The 16,943-nt window shown below is 36.2% G+C and carries 20 protein-coding genes; 2 read left to right on the top strand and 18 right to left on the bottom strand.

Features of this window, described 5'->3' with window-relative positions:
* The first annotated feature begins 284 nt into the window (after positions 1-284).
* Both F3J23_RS04320 and F3J23_RS04315 read left to right on the top strand, forming a co-directional pair.
* Positions 285-956: a DUF4197 family protein gene (locus F3J23_RS04320; protein WP_167024679.1), complete on the top strand. Its 672-nt coding sequence runs from the start codon at positions 285-287 to the stop codon at positions 954-956.
* A gap of 42 nt (positions 957-998) precedes the next feature.
* Positions 999-1,304, top strand: a complete 306-nt coding sequence (locus F3J23_RS04315; protein ID WP_167024676.1) for a DUF493 family protein — start codon at positions 999-1,001, stop codon at positions 1,302-1,304.
* Positions 1,305-1,343: 39 nt separating this feature from the next.
* Here F3J23_RS04315 and F3J23_RS04310 read toward each other — a convergent pair whose 3' ends face one another.
* From F3J23_RS04310 to F3J23_RS04225, 18 genes are all read right to left on the bottom strand, one after another.
* Positions 1,344-1,694 carry an ArsC/Spx/MgsR family protein gene (locus tag F3J23_RS04310; RefSeq protein ID WP_167024673.1) on the bottom strand — a complete coding sequence of 117 codons (351 nt, stop codon included), beginning with the start codon at positions 1,692-1,694 and terminating at the stop codon, positions 1,344-1,346.
* 134 nt (positions 1,695-1,828) lie between these two features.
* Positions 1,829-2,443, bottom strand: a complete 615-nt coding sequence (locus F3J23_RS04305) for a deoxynucleoside kinase (RefSeq protein WP_167024670.1) — start codon at positions 2,441-2,443, stop codon at positions 1,829-1,831.
* A gap of 24 nt (positions 2,444-2,467) precedes the next feature.
* A complete protein-coding gene (locus F3J23_RS04300; RefSeq protein ID WP_167024667.1) occupies positions 2,468-3,442 on the bottom strand; it encodes a hypothetical protein in 975 nt (324 codons plus the stop codon).
* 223 nt (positions 3,443-3,665) lie between these two features.
* Positions 3,666-4,688, bottom strand: coding sequence for a glutaminyl-peptide cyclotransferase (locus F3J23_RS04295; protein ID WP_167024664.1), 1,023 nt, complete (start codon positions 4,686-4,688; stop codon positions 3,666-3,668).
* Between the two features lie 35 nt (positions 4,689-4,723).
* Complete coding sequence (locus F3J23_RS04290) at positions 4,724-5,107, bottom strand: VOC family protein (RefSeq protein WP_185156425.1); 384 nt, start codon at positions 5,105-5,107, stop codon at positions 4,724-4,726.
* The gene (locus tag F3J23_RS04285; RefSeq protein WP_228455264.1) at positions 5,104-5,613 is read right to left on the bottom strand and encodes a GNAT family N-acetyltransferase; all 510 of its coding nucleotides are present in this window, start codon (positions 5,611-5,613) and stop codon (positions 5,104-5,106) included. Before F3J23_RS04285 ends, F3J23_RS04290 begins: the two co-directional genes overlap by 4 nt.
* Complete coding sequence (locus F3J23_RS04280; protein ID WP_167024661.1) at positions 5,610-6,035, bottom strand: SRPBCC family protein; 426 nt, start codon at positions 6,033-6,035, stop codon at positions 5,610-5,612. The genes F3J23_RS04285 and F3J23_RS04280 overlap by 4 nt, the downstream gene beginning before the upstream one ends.
* Before the next feature lie 92 nt (positions 6,036-6,127).
* Complete coding sequence (locus tag F3J23_RS04275) at positions 6,128-7,741, bottom strand: Na+/H+ antiporter (RefSeq protein WP_167024658.1); 1,614 nt, start codon at positions 7,739-7,741, stop codon at positions 6,128-6,130.
* A 102-nt stretch (positions 7,742-7,843) separates the two neighbouring features.
* A complete protein-coding gene (locus F3J23_RS04270) occupies positions 7,844-8,848 on the bottom strand; it encodes a bestrophin family protein (RefSeq protein ID WP_167024656.1) in 1,005 nt (334 codons plus the stop codon).
* A gap of 72 nt (positions 8,849-8,920) precedes the next feature.
* Positions 8,921-9,598 carry a DUF2490 domain-containing protein gene (locus F3J23_RS04265; protein ID WP_167024653.1) on the bottom strand — a complete coding sequence of 226 codons (678 nt, stop codon included), beginning with the start codon at positions 9,596-9,598 and terminating at the stop codon, positions 8,921-8,923.
* Between the two features lie 98 nt (positions 9,599-9,696).
* Positions 9,697-10,089, bottom strand: coding sequence for a DUF1398 domain-containing protein (locus F3J23_RS04260; RefSeq protein ID WP_167024650.1), 393 nt, complete (start codon positions 10,087-10,089; stop codon positions 9,697-9,699).
* A 158-nt stretch (positions 10,090-10,247) separates the two neighbouring features.
* Positions 10,248-10,697: a VOC family protein gene (locus F3J23_RS04255; RefSeq protein WP_167024647.1), complete on the bottom strand. Its 450-nt coding sequence runs from the start codon at positions 10,695-10,697 to the stop codon at positions 10,248-10,250.
* Positions 10,698-10,733: 36 nt separating this feature from the next.
* Entirely contained in the window at positions 10,734-11,105 is a 372-nt protein-coding gene (locus F3J23_RS04250) for a VOC family protein (protein ID WP_167024645.1), read from the bottom strand.
* A 62-nt stretch (positions 11,106-11,167) separates the two neighbouring features.
* Complete coding sequence (locus F3J23_RS04245) at positions 11,168-11,638, bottom strand: hypothetical protein (protein WP_167024642.1); 471 nt, start codon at positions 11,636-11,638, stop codon at positions 11,168-11,170.
* 10 nt (positions 11,639-11,648) lie between these two features.
* Positions 11,649-12,104: a DUF1569 domain-containing protein gene (locus F3J23_RS04240; protein ID WP_167024639.1), complete on the bottom strand. Its 456-nt coding sequence runs from the start codon at positions 12,102-12,104 to the stop codon at positions 11,649-11,651.
* 339 nt (positions 12,105-12,443) lie between these two features.
* Positions 12,444-13,652 (bottom strand): ABC transporter permease, encoded by a 1,209-nt coding sequence (locus F3J23_RS04235; RefSeq protein WP_167024636.1) that lies wholly within the window; start codon positions 13,650-13,652, stop codon positions 12,444-12,446.
* Positions 13,653-13,712: 60 nt separating this feature from the next.
* Positions 13,713-14,669 carry an HlyD family secretion protein gene (locus tag F3J23_RS04230; RefSeq protein ID WP_167024633.1) on the bottom strand — a complete coding sequence of 319 codons (957 nt, stop codon included), beginning with the start codon at positions 14,667-14,669 and terminating at the stop codon, positions 13,713-13,715.
* Between the two features lie 11 nt (positions 14,670-14,680).
* Positions 14,681-16,099: a TolC family protein gene (locus tag F3J23_RS04225; RefSeq protein ID WP_167024630.1), complete on the bottom strand. Its 1,419-nt coding sequence runs from the start codon at positions 16,097-16,099 to the stop codon at positions 14,681-14,683.
* Between the last annotated feature and the right edge of the window lie 844 nt (positions 16,100-16,943).

The following is a 16,943-nucleotide window of genomic DNA, read 5'->3' as shown; positions in this document are numbered from 1 at the left end:
CATTAGCCAAAAATATAAAAAATATCCAACAATGTTAAATTATCTTAAACATTTAATAATTATTATTTTTTTTTAAATTAAAAGTATTATATAATCAAACTTTACCAATTTTAAAGCAAAATAATTATCAATTTTCCATCATATCACTAATAGCAATTTAATAATTTTATCACAAAAAATCACCAAATACTGGTGTGAATTTAATATTTTGTTAAATAGAGAATAGTATTTACCTTTGGTGCAGTTTTTGACAAAAGCATTTAGAAATAAATAATAAAAAATCAATGAAGAAATATATCATTGCAGCCGCTCTTATCATCGGGACCGGGGCAGTCATTACCACCACAATACATTCATGTACCACACTGGCTACATCCGATATGGGGCTTTCCATTATTAAAAGGATGCTGCTGAACGGTATTGATAAAGGGATGGGAGTTTATGGAAATAAAGAAGCTTTTCTGCAGAACAATATGGTAGATAAAGCTCTCCCAAAAGAACTCAGAGATATCAATTCTATGTTGGAAAAAGTGGCACCATCCATCGTAGCTAAAGAAAGAGACTATATTGCACAGGCAGCTGCTTATACGGTAACTACTTCGAAACCTATTTTGGAAGGCGCTGTAAACAGCCTGAATGCTCAGGATGTAACAAGAATTATCCAGGGAACGACTGCGACACAAATTCTGAAGGAAAAAACTTCTCAACAGCTTATCGCGGCTATTGCGCCTAAAGTAGATGAAAAACTAAATGAATACGGAATCGTAAAAACCATCAATACTGCATTATCCGGAAGTAATTTTCTGGGCAGTCTTTTAGGTGGAAACAGCAATACGGTAAATTCCGGAGGACTAAGCCAGCTTGCTTCTGAACAGCTTGTGAACGGCTTATTCAATATCATTGAAGATTATGAGCATCAGAACTCCAAGTCTCTGCTCGGGCCATTTGGAAAATAAGAAAAATTTTGTTATATTTATATATTATATTAACAATTGCAGATGGATATATTACAAGGAAATCAACACGCAAGTCCTGAAGATTTCTACAAATCTTTGAAGGAAAAACTGGATGATCATCATGATTTTCCGGAGGATTATTTATTTAAATTTATTATTCCTACAGACCAGGCAAAACTTACTGAAATTTACAGAGTTTTTGATGGTATTAAATTTACACTAGGAAACCGCGAAAGCAAAAATGGAAAATACACGGCCTGCAATATTAATGCATTTGTATTGGATGCTAATCAGGTGGTGAATATTTATAAAGAAGTAGCAAAAATAGAAGGCGTTATTCTATTGTAAAAAAAACCGTTTCTCTTCGAAACGGTTTTTTTTATTTATTTACTTTTCAATAAAGAATTTCACATTTTCAATAGGCCTTCCCAGCATGGCGACTGAGCCTTTCACCAAAATTGGCCTTTGTATCAGAGAAGGATTTTCAGAAAGAATTCTGATCCATTCTTCTTCAGAAAAATTCTTGTCTGCATAATCTTCAATGTAGAGTTTGTCTGTTTTACGGATGATATGGAAAACGCTCTGATTAAGTTTTTTCAAAACCGTTTTGATCTCCATAACGCATAAAGGATCTTCAATAATATTAATGATCTCAAAAGGCACTCCATTTTCATCCAGATACTCTAACACAGCATTCGACTTGGAACAGTTCCCGTTATGTAAGACTTTAACTACCATTCTATATGATTCAAAAAATTAAACTTCTCTACAACAAATTTAGGAAGAAATGAATGGATATCCGTATTAATTTCTGATAAAAACTGTTAAATAACCGTTCCCTGTCTATTCCTGAGAATTATTCTTTTAAATGATTAGAACAATCCATGAAGCTCTGTCTCAATTTTTTCCAGAATAATCCCAAAATCTTCAGGTTTTTCTACAAAATCAAGATCATCCACTTCAATAATCAAAAGTTTTCCTTCCGTATAATTGGAGATCCATTTCTCATATTTCTGGTTCAGTTTTGAAAGGTATTCAATACTGATGGATGCTTCATATTCACGTCCTCTCTTATAAATTTTCTTTACCAGATTAGGAACATCAGATTTCAGATAGATTAATAAATCCGGTGCAGACACAAAAGTCTTCATCAGATCAAAAAGTGAAGAATAGTTATTAAAATCTCTGTTGGAAAGAAGGTTCATATCATTTAAGTTTTCTGCAAAAATATGTGCATCTTCATAAATAGTACGGTCCTGGATAATATTTTTACCACTTTCTCTGATCTCTTTTACCTGACGGAATCTGCTTCCCAGGAAATATACCTGAAGTGCAAAACTCCATTTGCTCATATCTGAATAAAAATCCTCAAGATAAGGGTTATGATCTACGTCTTCAAATTGTGCATCCCATCCGTAATGCTTGGAAAGCATTGTAGTCAAAGTTGTTTTTCCTGCTCCAATGTTTCCTGTAACCGCAATATGCATATTCTTTTTCCTTGTATTTACTAATTAATTGATAGGCTTTTCTACTCCCTTTTCTACTCCTGCAGACTGAATTTCGGAAATGTCTTCAATCAGTTTCTCCAACGTATTATCCGAAGACTTCTCGACTGTATCCTGATCCGGTTTTCCTTCCGTTTTTTCTACCTGCTTTTCTGTAGATGGCGGTGGAGGTTCCGTCTGATTTTCCAGCTGTTTCTGCTGCCTGGCTTTCTTTACTTTTTCAAGGCTGTAAAGATAGAGTTTGTTCCCCTTGATTTCAAAATAAGAAAGGATGTTTTTATCCACAATTTGCGCATCAGGATCTTCAAAAACAGTTACCATACCTTTTCCGGGATCATATTTTGAGATGAAATTATTTGCTACTACCAGAATCATATCATTCTCTCTTCTGAATCGTTTTCCGTTTTCCAAAGGGGCTTCAAAAAGCTTTTCGAATTTCAGATTATAGACCCTGATATGCTTTCTTGTTAAAATATAGACCTTACTTTCGTATACCAGCAGATCCATCAGATCCTCAAAACTAATGTCAAAAGGATATGAATTGATCGTTGTATCATTTCTAAAATTGTATTGTATTAATCGTTTTGTACTGTCGTCCAGCAGCCATAACTGTTGTAAGTCTTCTGCATAAGCCATCCTGATAAAGCCAAACTTTTGTTTAAAATCAAGCCTTTGGATTTCATTCATATTTTGATCTACAAACTTCATTTCCTGGGCATTTTCAGAGAACAAGGGAACATTCAATGGATTTTGTACAGTCTGTACTTTATAAGGAACAGTAAGCATCATTTTCCCGATCTGTTTTCCTAAAGAATCATATTTGGTAAAACTGAAATCCTTGTTTTTATAGATATACAGATTTCCGTAATCATCGGCAAGCATATCCCTCGCTTCCTTAAGCTTTAACGTATCCAAAGGAAGAACATTCTGTCCCGAAATGGCACAAAAAAGGAAAAAAAATATTAAGTTTAAAAACTTCACCCTGCTTTTTTAATATGGTCAATATACTGAAAAATAATTTCATCCAAAAGACGATCTAATCTGATAGAATTTTCTTTGAAATTAACAAAATTCTAAAAGAGTCAGCTGTTATTCAGACATATTTACAAAAATTGAAACCATCAATTTCTTCTATTTTTCATGTATTATGTATTGAAAAATAGCGCCCCTTAAGGAACGCTATATATTTTTACAGATCGCATTATTATTTGATCTGAACTTCATAAATCTTTGGCCAGTTCTTACCTGTCACCAGCATATTATCTCCTTTGAAAGCAATTCCGTTTAATACATCGTCACTTCCTTTGGTATTCTGTTTTGCAATTTCCGTGAAATCAAATGTTCCTACAACCTCTCCGTTAGCAGGATTTATCTTTAAAATGATGGGTTTCTGCCAAACATTGGCATAGATGAATCCGTTATGATATTCCAGCTCATTCAGCTGGTCATATGCCTGGGAGCTTCCTGCAACAGCAATATACTTGATCAGTTTTGAAGGATCATTAACATCCAGGAAATATAAAAGTTTACTTCCGTCCGATGCAATCAGGCTTTTCCCATCATAAGTTAATCCCCAGCCTTCACCCAAAACATTTGGATAAGCAAATTCTGAAAGCAGTTTTAAAGAGCTTTTATCATAGATATATCCTTTTTTGCTTTGCCATGTTAGCTGATAAACTTTATCTCCAACAATTGTGCTTCCTTCTGAGAAGTCTTCCTGAGCCTGTTTTGTAGAAGCCAGAGGTGTTGTTGTTCCCAATGTATATTTTAAAATCTGAGAAGAACCATTCTGCCCGTCACTTTCATAAATGGTATTTCCTTCAATCTGGAACCCTTGTACAAAGTTCTTAGGGTCGTGAGGATATTCGGCAACAATCTGGTAAGTGATATTCTTTTCAGGATTTTTTGCAAATACATTAATGGTTGCATCCTGATTCAGTACTTCTCCACCTTTTGTTTTGATATTGAATGTAACAGCATTGTCTCCTAATGTGAAAAATTTCGGATCAACAGTTAAATCTGTTGTCTCTTTATCTCCGAAGCTGATGGTTACGCTTTCTGCATTTTCTGTTACTTCTTTCGGAAGTTGAAGTTTATCCCCGAAATGATATCCCTTCGTCTCCATAGAAGTATTATAAGTACTTAATGAATCCAGAATCTCTTTATCCTTATTACAAGATGCCAGTAATAAAATTGCTGCGAAACCCGCTATTATATTTTTTTTCATTGAATTTCTAAATATTTCCCCAAAAATAGCAAATTTTATTCCGTATTGCCAATATTATCTACGGGTTCTCCAAATTGTAAGATATAGCCGTTGTTATCATAGATAGCAAATTCTCTCATTTCCCATTCAAAAGTCTCAATTTCATAGCAGATTTTAGCTTTTGTCTTCAGATCTTCCCAAAGCTCATCCACATTATTGACTGTAAAATAAAATGATCCTGAAAAACCAATTTTAGAAACCTCTTCATGTTCATTAGGCTGTGAAAGCATAATAAACACATCATCTTTACGAAGGGAAGCCCATTGCCAGTCGTCATTTCTAGCCATCAGCGTAAAGCCCAGAACATGCATATAAAATCCTATCGTCTCATCAAGTTTTTCGGTCCATAGAATGGGACGGAGTATGCTGAATTTTGTCATAATACCTCTGATTTAAAAATATTTTTATGGATTTTCATGTTAAGGGAAACCCAGGTTTCCGTATCAATTTTAACTTCGCTTTTTATAGCGGGATCGAAAGTAAATCCTACTTTTTTATAGCATTCGATAGCTCCGGTATTCCAGTCGTACACATTCAATTCCGCAATTTCTTTATCAAAATGGCTGAATCCATATTCCAGAAGTTGCAGCATCACCTTCTTTCCATACCCTTTTCCTCTGTTATTTTCATCCCAGATCAGTATTCTTCCCAGCAAAAATGTATTTTCTTTTAAAAAGATCTGAGCATGCCCGATTGTACTTCCCATGTCATCTGAAATTTTGAACAATGTTCTGTTTTCATCACATACATCTTTAGCCAACTGTTCTTCGGTAAGTGGAAAACGGTATACAGGACCGGCAAACTGCAAAAGCATTCTTTCATCTTTTATTTTTGAGATCAGCAATGGAGCATCTGTAATTGTAAAAGGCAATAATTGAATCATCATTTTTCCAAATATTCTTTTAAACTTTGTCCCAGAATACTATTCCAGCCTCCTGTAAAACTTTCCCTGGAGAAGGCTTCTCCCAGATCTTCAAAGTTTTCGATTCCTTCATGGTTTAATTTTACCACCGTACGATCTCCTTCGGGCAGCAGTTCCCAGGTTACTGTAGTTTTCAAGGATGAAAAATCAGGATAAGACCAGGTATGCTTCAGCTTCTGATTGGGAATTATCTCCAGAATTTCAGCCTGATGATGGTATTTATTTTCTCCTCCCGGTTCGAAGAAGTTAAATATTTTTCCTGTTTCCAATACAAAATCCTGGATATCAAAATACCAGGATTTCATTTCATTTTTATCTGTCAATGCCTTCCAGACTTTTTCAGCCGGGGCATTTATTGTGTACTGAACAATGATTGGTGTGTTCATAATTATTATTTTTTTAATAGAATATCAAACTATTCTTAACCACAAAGTCGCAAAAGTTTTAAACATCTACACTATTTAACTTCAAAGCTTTATTACCCATGTGAAAATCCTGTAATTTTTGCTTCATCAAAATCCAGCTGCATTTCTATTGTTCTCATCACATGATCATCAAAAATCTTCTCTCTTTTCATTCTATGCAGCTCATTTCTTTGCGCCTGAATGATTTGACGTAATACATCTTTATTCTGATTGATTGCCGTCACATAATCTCCTGTAGAAGCCATACATTGTGCTTTGTCTGCCATCAGCATCATCTCATTCTCCAGCTTATGCTTTTGGTGACGTACAAGACTATTGCTTACTGCCAGTTCGGAAAAATCATTATCCAGCTTATGAAGTGCAGTTTCTTTTAGTTTACGCATTAGAATCACTTCTTGTTTTTCTTCCGGCAACTCGCTTCCTGCATCTTGTATATTCAATAATTTTAAGATTGGGGAAAGTAATAGTCCCTGCCCTACCAGAGTGATTAATATAATAACGAAAGTTACAAATAATATAATATTACGATGTGGAAATGCTTCTCCATTTGGTAAAAAAGCAGGAATCGACAATGCCGCTGCTAATGAAACCACTCCCCTCATTGCTGCAAAACTGATGATAAACGGCTCTCTCCAATCCGGCTTGGGAACTTTTAACCTCAGCTCTTTTGAGCAAAGTCTCGGGAAATACATTAATGCATAACTGTACAAAATTCTTGTTCCGATAATTGCACCTCCAATTACCACACTATAGAAAATTCCTTCGGAGATGGTGTATTCCTGCATTCCTTCAACGACAATAGGAAGTTCAAGACCAATCAGAATAAAAATAATGGTATTCATTAAAAATATCAGCACACTCCATACGTTTCCGGACTGAATTCTTGAGGTATGGCTTAAATAGCAATGTGAATTATATGACATCAACAATCCTCCGGCTACCACTGAGAGTACTCCTGAAAAGTGAAAATGCTCTGCACCTACATACATAATATAAGGTACAATGAGTGTAATAATGGTATCAATATTGGAATTTGTAGGGATCACTCTCAATAAGGCTCCAAACAGAAAACCAACTGCAACTCCTACTGCTATTCCTCCAATTGCCATGGTAAAGAAGTCCTGAACAGCATCTCTCCAGATAAATTGGCCGGAAATAACTGCTGCCAGTGCAAATTTAAAGACTATTAAACTGGATGCATCATTGATGAGGCTTTCTCCTTCCAGAATACTCGTGATCTTTTTAGGAATTTTCATGTGCTTCAATACCGAAGTTGCTGCCACTGCATCCGGCGGAGAATTTACCCCGCCTAACAAAAAGCCCATCGCCACCGTAAGCCCGGGAATAATAGAAGATGAAAGATAAGCAACCACAATTGATGTTAAAAATACCAACCCGAATGCCATAGAGAAAATCTGCTTTCTCCATTTATGAAAATCCTGCCATGAAGTGAACCAGGCCGCTTCAAATAAAATCGGTGGAAGAAAGATAAGGAAAACCAGATCCGGTTCTATTTCGATACGCGGCATTCCCGGTACAAAGCTTATCAACAATCCTGCAATTACAAGAAAAATGGGATAAGCAACTTTTAATTTCTGTCCTATCATTACTAATATCATCACAGAAAGCAGTACTGCAATGGATATTATAACATAGCTGTGAATCATTTTGATTTTTTTTTAAGTGTTATTTTCTTTAAGCTTCTTAGCGTTTCATTTTTTCACCCTATAAGGTTTGATTACTGAAGCTCAATGTCTTAAATTTTTATTCTAAAGAACAATATTATTCTTAGGAGTAATTGCCGGTGGAAGATCAGATTCATCCAGCATATCTCTCATATCAATTTCAATAGTGCGGCTGATCTGAGTAATCGGAACGTCATTTGCACTTCCTTCAAACGGATTGACAGATGCTTCTCCCACACTGTCTAACGTATGGAAACACCAGGTCACTAATAAGGAGAATGGAATATTAAACCATAACGTCCATCCTTCTACCATGGTACCATCTCCCAGTTTATCAAATTCTTTTAGCATCCCGAAAGGCACAAAAACAATGAATAAGAGCAAAAGATAAGTGGTTATCGAAGAGAAGTTTCTCGGGTAAGGAAAGTTCTTGATTCTTTCCGCTTTTCCCTGGTTATCAGTAAATTTCACCAGCTGCTGGTTGATCTGTGTCCATTGAAAGTCATTAATCTCTCCTTTTTTATAAGCTTCGGACAATTCTTTACTCTGGCTTGCCATTAGCTGAGTTGCTCTGTTCTTTTTACTTAAAATATATTGGAGCTCAGTTTCGGAAAGATATTTCTTCAATTCTTCATCCAACTTGGAAAGTCTTTCCGGAATATCATATTTTCTGGCATATTCATCAAACTGAGCCGTTCCCATATTTTCCCATGCTCTTGGCTCGCGAAGCTGAAATCTTAACGCCGTCAGCCATGCATAATGACGAAGAAACATTTCTTTTACTTTACTCGAATCTTTTGATGCCAGAGAATCTCTGAGAATATATCCGAAACTACGGCTGTCATTGATGATAGCTCCATAAATCTGTCTGGCTTCCCAAAGCCTGCTGTAACTGGCATTATTTTTAAAGCCGACAATGAAAGCTACTGCAGTTCCCATGATCGCAATAGGCTGCCATGGAACGGAGAGAAATGTCCACCCTAAAAAGTATAGGGTTGTAGGAATGGCTGATAGTATAATCAGAGCATAGATACTTCTTCGTGTCCATGTTGCGAACTCGAGTGCTCCGAATCTTTTTCCTGAATGCATATTGTGTTTATTTTATTGTGTTTATATTTATTTTCCGGATAATGGCTTTCATCAGGCATTCAGCATTACCAATCAGTTTCGGGTAAACGGAATATTGTTATAAAAGCCGATCTGAATCTGCCCGCGGTTTCTGTTTTCCTGAATCTGGTTCATATATCCGGCTTCAATCCTCATATTTTTATTGATTACATATCCCAATGCGCCATAGACTCTGTTTCTGTCGAAAACCGGACTGTCAAAATGAAGAAAAATTTCATTGTAAACAGATGCATAAAGGGTTTTAGGCAGCATTTCCTTCTTTGTGATCGGAATATTCAATCCTAACATATAACGGAATCTCATTCTGAAGTCATCTTCTAAAAAGCGTTCTTCCAAACGGTAACGATGCTGAATATTAAAACGTCCGAACTTCTGTTTGGTAATATACTGCTGGAAAATCCTGTGCTCAATATTTTCTTTTTTCTCCCCGTTTACATAAGGCTGGCTCAGAATAAAACCATATCCCAATAACACATTGTTATTGTTTTCTGTGAGATCATATCCTATCCCTGTACGGATTAAAAGCTGTTCCAGATCTCCAACTGCATCAAAATTCCGGTATTGAATCTCATTATGCCAGTTTAATTTCTTGCTGATTTTATTATTCCCGAAATACATATACCATGCTCCCAGATCACTTTTCTGCGCAAATGTAAGTATGGATCCTAACCCTAATACTGTGAATGCCAACTTCGTAAAAACCTTTCTCATGTTTATTAATTACTATTATCTATCGTTTTTAACAAAATTAATATTTTAAATCAATAATAGCAAACAATATTTAATTACATGATTTAAAGAAATTTATATTAGCCCGGAACCTTTTCTACCAGAATTTCCTGATCATTTTGGTCAAAATAAGAACACGTCATTGCATTCAGATCCATTGTCCAGCCTTTAATCCCGTTTTCTGCACAGTCATTACAAAAAGTCATATAATCTGTTCCTCCCTGTTGGTGAAGTTTTAATCTGATCTTAAAATTTTCCGGATCGGTATTTTCAGCAATGGTAAGCAGTTTATATTTACTCCCTGTTTGTGCAGACTGGTTATCTGCGTCAAAATATTCGGTATTACCGTCCTGAACATAGGTTTTGTAGTGAGAGACACCCAAATTTTTAATAGCTCTGATATATTGAGGAAAATCAGCACCGCTTTTTACTTTTTGATGTTCTGTTTTAATCTCTTCAATAGTAAATTTCATCTTTTGATTTTTTTAGTTTGATAATAATATTTATAGTTTTTCCTTCCATGATTTACCCAAATTTATAAAATTTCGGGATGTAAATATATCATCAAATAAAAAACCGGCAGTAAATTGCCGGTTAGTTCTAACTCTATTTCAAATAGAAAATATTCATATTATGGATGCTGCTGCATTTTAGCAGGGTCATCGTAGTTGATCATCCAGTTGATTCCGAATTTATCAGTAAACATTCCGAAATAAGCACCCCAGAATGTATCTGCCATTGGCATGGTAACCTGTCCTCCTGCAGAAAGACCGCCAAATAATTTATCAGCTTCTTCTTTAGATTCTGCATTCACAGAGATCGCAAAATTATTTCCAGCTTTAAAATGGGAAGCCCATTCTCCGCCTGTATCACTTCCCATTAGTATTGTTTCCTTGGAAATAGGAAGGGAAACGTGCATGATCTTATTCTTATCTTCTTCAGGAGTTTCTTTTCCTTCCATTGGAGGCATTTCTCCAAATGTTCCGATGTAAGGATACTCTCCCCCGAAAACTGATTTATAGAAGTCAAATGCTTCTCTGCAATTTCCATTGAATGTTAAATAAACGTTTACTGATGCCATGATTGTTTTTTTTATTAGTTAAGTTTTTGTATACTTTTATCTGTGCTGGTCTATTAAGATCATATTTCCATCCGGATCTTTCAGATAGATATGTTCCGGTCCTGAAGTAGTTTCATCAGCATCTTTTTCAAGTTCTACCCCATTTTCTTTCAGATGCTTTTGAATGGCACGTACATCATCAAAAGATTCAAGATTTTGTGCATTTTCATCCCATCCAGGATTGAAAGTAAGCATATTACCATCGAACATTGCCTGAAACAGCCCTATTAAAGTAGAGCCGTTCTTCATAATCAGGTAATTCTGTTCGGTAGTTCCTGCCATCACAGTAAAGCCGAGTTTTTCGTAGAATTCTTTAGATTTCTGAAGATCTTTTACACTTAAGCTGATTGAAAATGCTCCTAGTTTCATATGTTTGTTATTGGGTTTAATGGGTTGGGAATCTGTATTTATAGATCTGAGTATGATTTTTATTATTGATTTTTCAGGTGGGTTTTAAATTCTAAGCTTCCGTCATAGCTTTTCCAGTCTCCATCAAATTCAATATGCTGTTCTTCGATCTTTTCAGTTTTTTTATTCCATTTGAAATGGTAAACAAACTTTCCTTTAAAAAGTCCGGAATGTTTTCCTTTATTCTCTTCTGCCAGCTCATATTCTCCGAATACAGTTCCCTGCTTTTTTGCATCTTTATATTTTGAAATGGTAATTTTTCCTTCAAATTTTGCATAGTTCGCATCCACAAGAGAATATCCCGAAACAAAATATTCCTGATCATTCTTTTTATTCTGTTCAGCAATATTAATTTTAAGTTTCAGTTCCTGACCTTTATTTCCGATAGTCCCGACATATGGTTTACTGTTATTAAGCCATACATTTGAGATATCCGGCATTTGTCCCAATACAAAATTGGCTGCCAGAATGAAGAGTAATAAAAATTTTTTCATGCAGTGATTTTTAAACGCCAAATTGCGAAAGGTGGTGATTCAGGTGTTTTGCAAACATGTTATTCCACTCCTGAGCTTTTAATTTTCCGAAAGAGAAAGATTCTTTACCGTCAAACGCATCTGCACCCAACTGCTGTGTCTTCTGGATAAAACCGATCAGCCTTTTTTTCTCTTCGTCAAAATTTTTTCTGCCGGTCACTAAAAACTGAGGTGCTGTAGGGGAATCTCTCGGGTACGCTTTTTCACCCACCACTTTGGGCTTTACAAAAGTTTTGAGGATAAATTTTGCGATAGATCCCGGTTTTTTATGTTTTTCCGGTTCATAAATCATTTCATAAGTTACACAACAATGTGCCAGCATTTGGTCTACTGTCATTTTTCCCCATAATCCATGAGTATCTTCCACCAGTTTATTTATTCTATCAATATAGTTTTGAGCATCTTTTGCGTCAAATACATTTTCCATATTTTTTCTGTTTTACCAGAAACAAATATATCAGTTTTTTTGTTTGATTTTATAGTCGGTTGAAAAAAGGAGAAATTGTTGGGTACAGGATGCTTTTCGCAGGTTAATAGTTGCTGGATACCGGATGGTGGTTTCAGATTAAGTGCAGCGATTAAGATTGAAGGGATATGAGCTGCTGGATGCAAGATGTTTAGATTAGCTGTTAATTATGTTTGACTTATTTTTTGGTCATTGATATTTTGAATCATCACAAATAAATTCCAGCAATTAAAATAATTGACACTGTCCGCCATCAACCAGACAACAAGCAACCGGATAACTAGCAACTAGTAAAAAAAACTATTCCACATCCTCCTGAGAAGTACTCTCAACTTTAATCTCCTGCGGAGTTGCTTTTTTGAAAATAAACCAGAGTTTGATTTTCAAAGCAATCCAGCCTAAAACGGCATATACCACTAAAAGGATACTTAAATGCTGAAGGTATGGAAAAGTAAGTTCTACTGAACCTTTCTGAATCAATAAAATCTTAAAGGCTTGCAGAAACGGGGTTAACGGGATAATATTCGCAATAAACTGAACAAAGGCAGGCATTGCATTCAAAGGCCATGTAAAACCACTGATAATGAATGCCGGTGATGCTATAACCATAAGGATCTGTGTTGCTTTCAAAGCATCCGGAATCAATATGCTGATGAACACTCCTAAAAATGAAGCAGAGCCTACAAAAACAGCTGTAAGGAGAATAAAATTGAGTATTCCTTCCGGCATCGGAACCCTGAAAATCATGTGCATGAAGTAGTAAATACTCACGATAAGGATTGAAAACACCCAGATTGGAATTACTTTAATAAGCATCGTTGGAAAAGCCCATCTTTTCATTTTAAGATATTCTTTTACGAAAGAACCTCTCTCAAATTCTGCTGCAAAGCTCACTGCCATCGCTAAAAGAATTACCTGCTGCAATACTACTGCGAGCATTGCTGGCCACATAAAAATAAGGTAGTTTCCGGTGGTATTGAACAGCGTTATATAATTGGCTTTGAAAGGCTCGTATTGTGTAGCAGCCTTTGCTGCTGGCATTCCTGCTTTTTGCAAAGCTTTTATTGAAGCTCCGGCAGAGAAAGTTCCTATGGTTAACTGAAGGGCTTTCGAAGCAAAATTTGCCGTCAGAACGTTTCCTGTATTGATGTAGACATTCAGTTCGGGATATTTCTTCTGAAGCATATCTCCTTCAAATCTGGACGGAATGATTACGACGGCCGCGGCTTCATGTCTAATTACCTCATCTTTAATGCTCAAAGGCTCCTGCAAATATTTAATAATTCGGATGCTTTTATTGTCATCAAGCATTTCCGTTAATTGATTAGAAAGAGGCGTATTATCCCTGTCAATAACCAGCACAGGTGTATTTTCCACTTTTCCGCTTTTGTAAACAAACCCCAGCAAGGTTGCATAGAACACCGGTGCCAAAAAGAACACCGTCCTTAAGGTAGAATTGCCGATAAAAAGTTTGAACTCACGTTTTAAAAGACGGAAAAATTCTTTCATCTGTTTATTTTTATATTTTTAAGAACACAACGGAAATTCATCCATTATGACCTGTTAATATTATTTCAGGATTACATTGGCATTGACTAAAAGACTTTTCGCCTTATTCATATCGTTTGGCTTTACCTTGATCTCGTAGATCGCGTCCTGCAGCTGATAATCAGGATAGGCTGTCGTAATATCTGCATATCTGGTCAGCTGTTTGATGTAAACGATATTTCCTTCCAGGTTTTCTTTGTTATAAACTACCTGCATATTGACGTTCTGTCCTTTTTTATATTTTGAAATGGCACTTTCAGGAACGGTAAATCTGAAATAAGTACTTTCCGGGATATATCCGTTGAACAGTGCAAAGCCGGCCGTTGCCAGTTCTCCCGGATTCAGGCTGATGGTTTCTATTTCCATATCATTGGTAGCAATCACATATCTTTCGGAGTAGGCAACATTCGCTTCCTGCAAAGCTCCTTTAGCCTGAGATGCCTGCCCAGCAGCCATTTCCACTTTTTCGAAACGAGTTCCTCTTTTTACATCATCCAATTCTGCCACTACAGCATCATACTGTGCTTTCGCTCCTTGAAGTTTTGCATATACCTCATCATGAGCCTGTGGAGACATCAGACTATCGCGGAACATATTGTTTGCTCTTTTATAAGATTTCTGAGCAAATTCGTACTGTTCTTTCAATCCTTTATATTTAGCCTGAAGCTGCTTCATCTGATCGGCTGTTGCTCCGTTCTTGGCCATCTGTTCCTGTGCTATTGCCGCACTTACAGCTCCCTGGGCCTGGGCTATTTTTGCAGAAACCTCCGGCACATCAAGCTGTGCAAGGGTGTCTCCTTTTTTCACAGTTTGACCTTCGGAAACGTATATTTTTAAGATCCTTCCGGTAACCTTAGGTGCAAAAGAGATTACATCCTTTTTGGTCTTCCCTTCAGGTTCTTTCACCTTTTCGTCTTTTTTACCGCAGCTCCCCAACAAAAACAGAGCAGTGAAGAGTATAGATATATTTTTATGCATCATTTAAATTTTTAAGGAATTAAATAAAATTTGGTGATATCCAGCTCCTGGGTAGACCTCATCAGTTCTATTCCCGCTCTTCTCTGGTTGAAGATGGCATTCTGATATTCCAATTCGGCAGCTTCAAGATCGTTTTCGGCATCAATAAGCTGTGAAGATTTGCTCATTCCATATCTGAACTCTTTTTCTGCTTGTACAAGTGCACTTTTAGCCAATTCTTTTTCTTTAGCTTTGAGAGTGATTTGCGCAGAAGCAATATCATAATTGGTCTGATTATTTGCCAGATTTAACGTCAGTTTTTTCAAAGCATCATCTTTCTGGTTCTGCAGGACTTCTTTTCCCACTTTAGCGGTTTCTTCCGCATGTTTTCCTTCTTTCCCGTCAAAGATTTCCCATTTAAAGCCAACACCTGCTGTAATCAAAGGAAATACGTTGATATTATTGGGTCTCCAGTCCAGCTTTTTACCTTCATATCCCAACAAGGGTACGGCTGGGATTATATTTTCGGAAGATTTGATTCTGTTTCCGTACAATCCTATATAGTATGCAGAAGCCATAAGCTGCACTTTAGGAATCATCCATGTTCTTTCTGCTTTGATCTTATAGTCTGCAGCGGCAATTCCATGTTCCAAGGCACGAATTTCAGCTCTCTGCTCTATTCCTTTTTCTGCCTCCAGCAATTCTACAGGAGAGAGTACCGGATCAATCATTCTGAGGCGTTCTCTGTTGATTCCCGTTAAAATATAAAGCTGGGTCAGCAATAGTTCTTTCTTTCCCTCATATTCCACTACTTTAGCATTTAAGGTAGCCTGAGCGAGTTCAATTTTTTTGTGATCATAAGGAGTAATCAAGCCGTAACCTAAAGCTTTGTCTGCTGTTTTCTTGTTGATATCAAGTCTTTTCTTACTTTCATCCAGTACTTTTTTAGACTGATGGATTAACGCCAGCTGATCATATGCTCTGGAAATCGCGGCAATCACTTCATCTTTTGTTTTTTCCAGAAGGATATCTTCAGATTTTTTCTTTTCTTCAACAGCCTTCTTCAGGTATTTAACCTTACCTCCGGAATAGAGAAGCATTTTAGCATCTGCCTTGGCAATACCTGAAAATCCGGATACATTGAAATTATTGTTAAACGCTCCCTCGGGAATATTGATAAAAGGAGCCAGATTTATTTCCGGCGATGTTAGTCTTGCTGTTCCGTTGAGATAGCCGGCTTTACCGCTCAATTCCAAAGTAGGAAGAAAGATGTCTTTAAGCTTGTGCTCGTCGAGATCGGTAAGTTTATTTTGGGTAACCTGCATTTTAAGATTCGAATCCCGAACCATTGCACTATCCAGAAGTTCTTTAAAATCCGGCGCAGACTGTGCCCAGCCAAAAGCGGGGAAAGCAAAAAAACTAAACGTAAAAATCAATAAATTGTTTTTCATGGTTTATGTTTATAACAAATATAATGCAAAAAATGTTAAAATCCTTAAAGATAATTCTACAAAACGGTGAATTTAAAGTAAGTTTAAAATACGTTTAAATATAAAGCTCTTTACAACCAAGTTTTGGCAAAACCGTTTAATTGTTAATTAAAAACCAAAAAAATTGAAAAAAAAATTTAATTCTAATTTTTACACACCATTTTTCACCGTTATTTTATGAGCAAATAAAGGGATATTAGAGTATTTGATCAGAAAATCATCTGCACTAGTTTACTTCAAATTTTGAAGTTTAGATTCCTACGGAATGACAAACTATGGGGATAGCTAAGGATTGAACCGTATTATAGGCGATTAATCAGTACACATCACATACATAATAACCTTATCATTCCGCAGGAATCTAAGCTCCTGCTTTTATGATGCGTTTATATTTTGGTCTGCTGCAGAAATTTAGTGGAAGCGGGTCTTACCTAAACTTGAATACATTATTTAGATTCCTACGGAATGACAATAATGGGTGGATAAACTTGAAATAATAATCTGCATAATCAGAAAAATCCGCGAGAAAAGATACTCAACAGGAACGGGCTTTAGCCTAAACTTAAATCCGCTATCTGGAGCCCAGAAATGACAGACTATGAGGATAGCTAAGGATTGAACGGTATTATAGGCAATTAATCAATACACATCACATACATACTAACCTTATCATTCCGCAGGAATCTAAGCTCCTGCTTTTATGATGAAGCGTTTATATTTTGGTCTGCTGCAGAAATTTAGTGGAAGCGGGTCTTACCTAAACTTGAATACGTTATTTAGATTCCTACGGAATGACAATAATGGG

Source organism: Chryseobacterium sp. Tr-659 (assembly GCF_011752975.1).
Taxonomy (GTDB): Bacteria; Bacteroidota; Bacteroidia; order Flavobacteriales; family Weeksellaceae; genus Chryseobacterium.
This window is presented reverse-complemented; position numbering and strand designations above follow the sequence as displayed.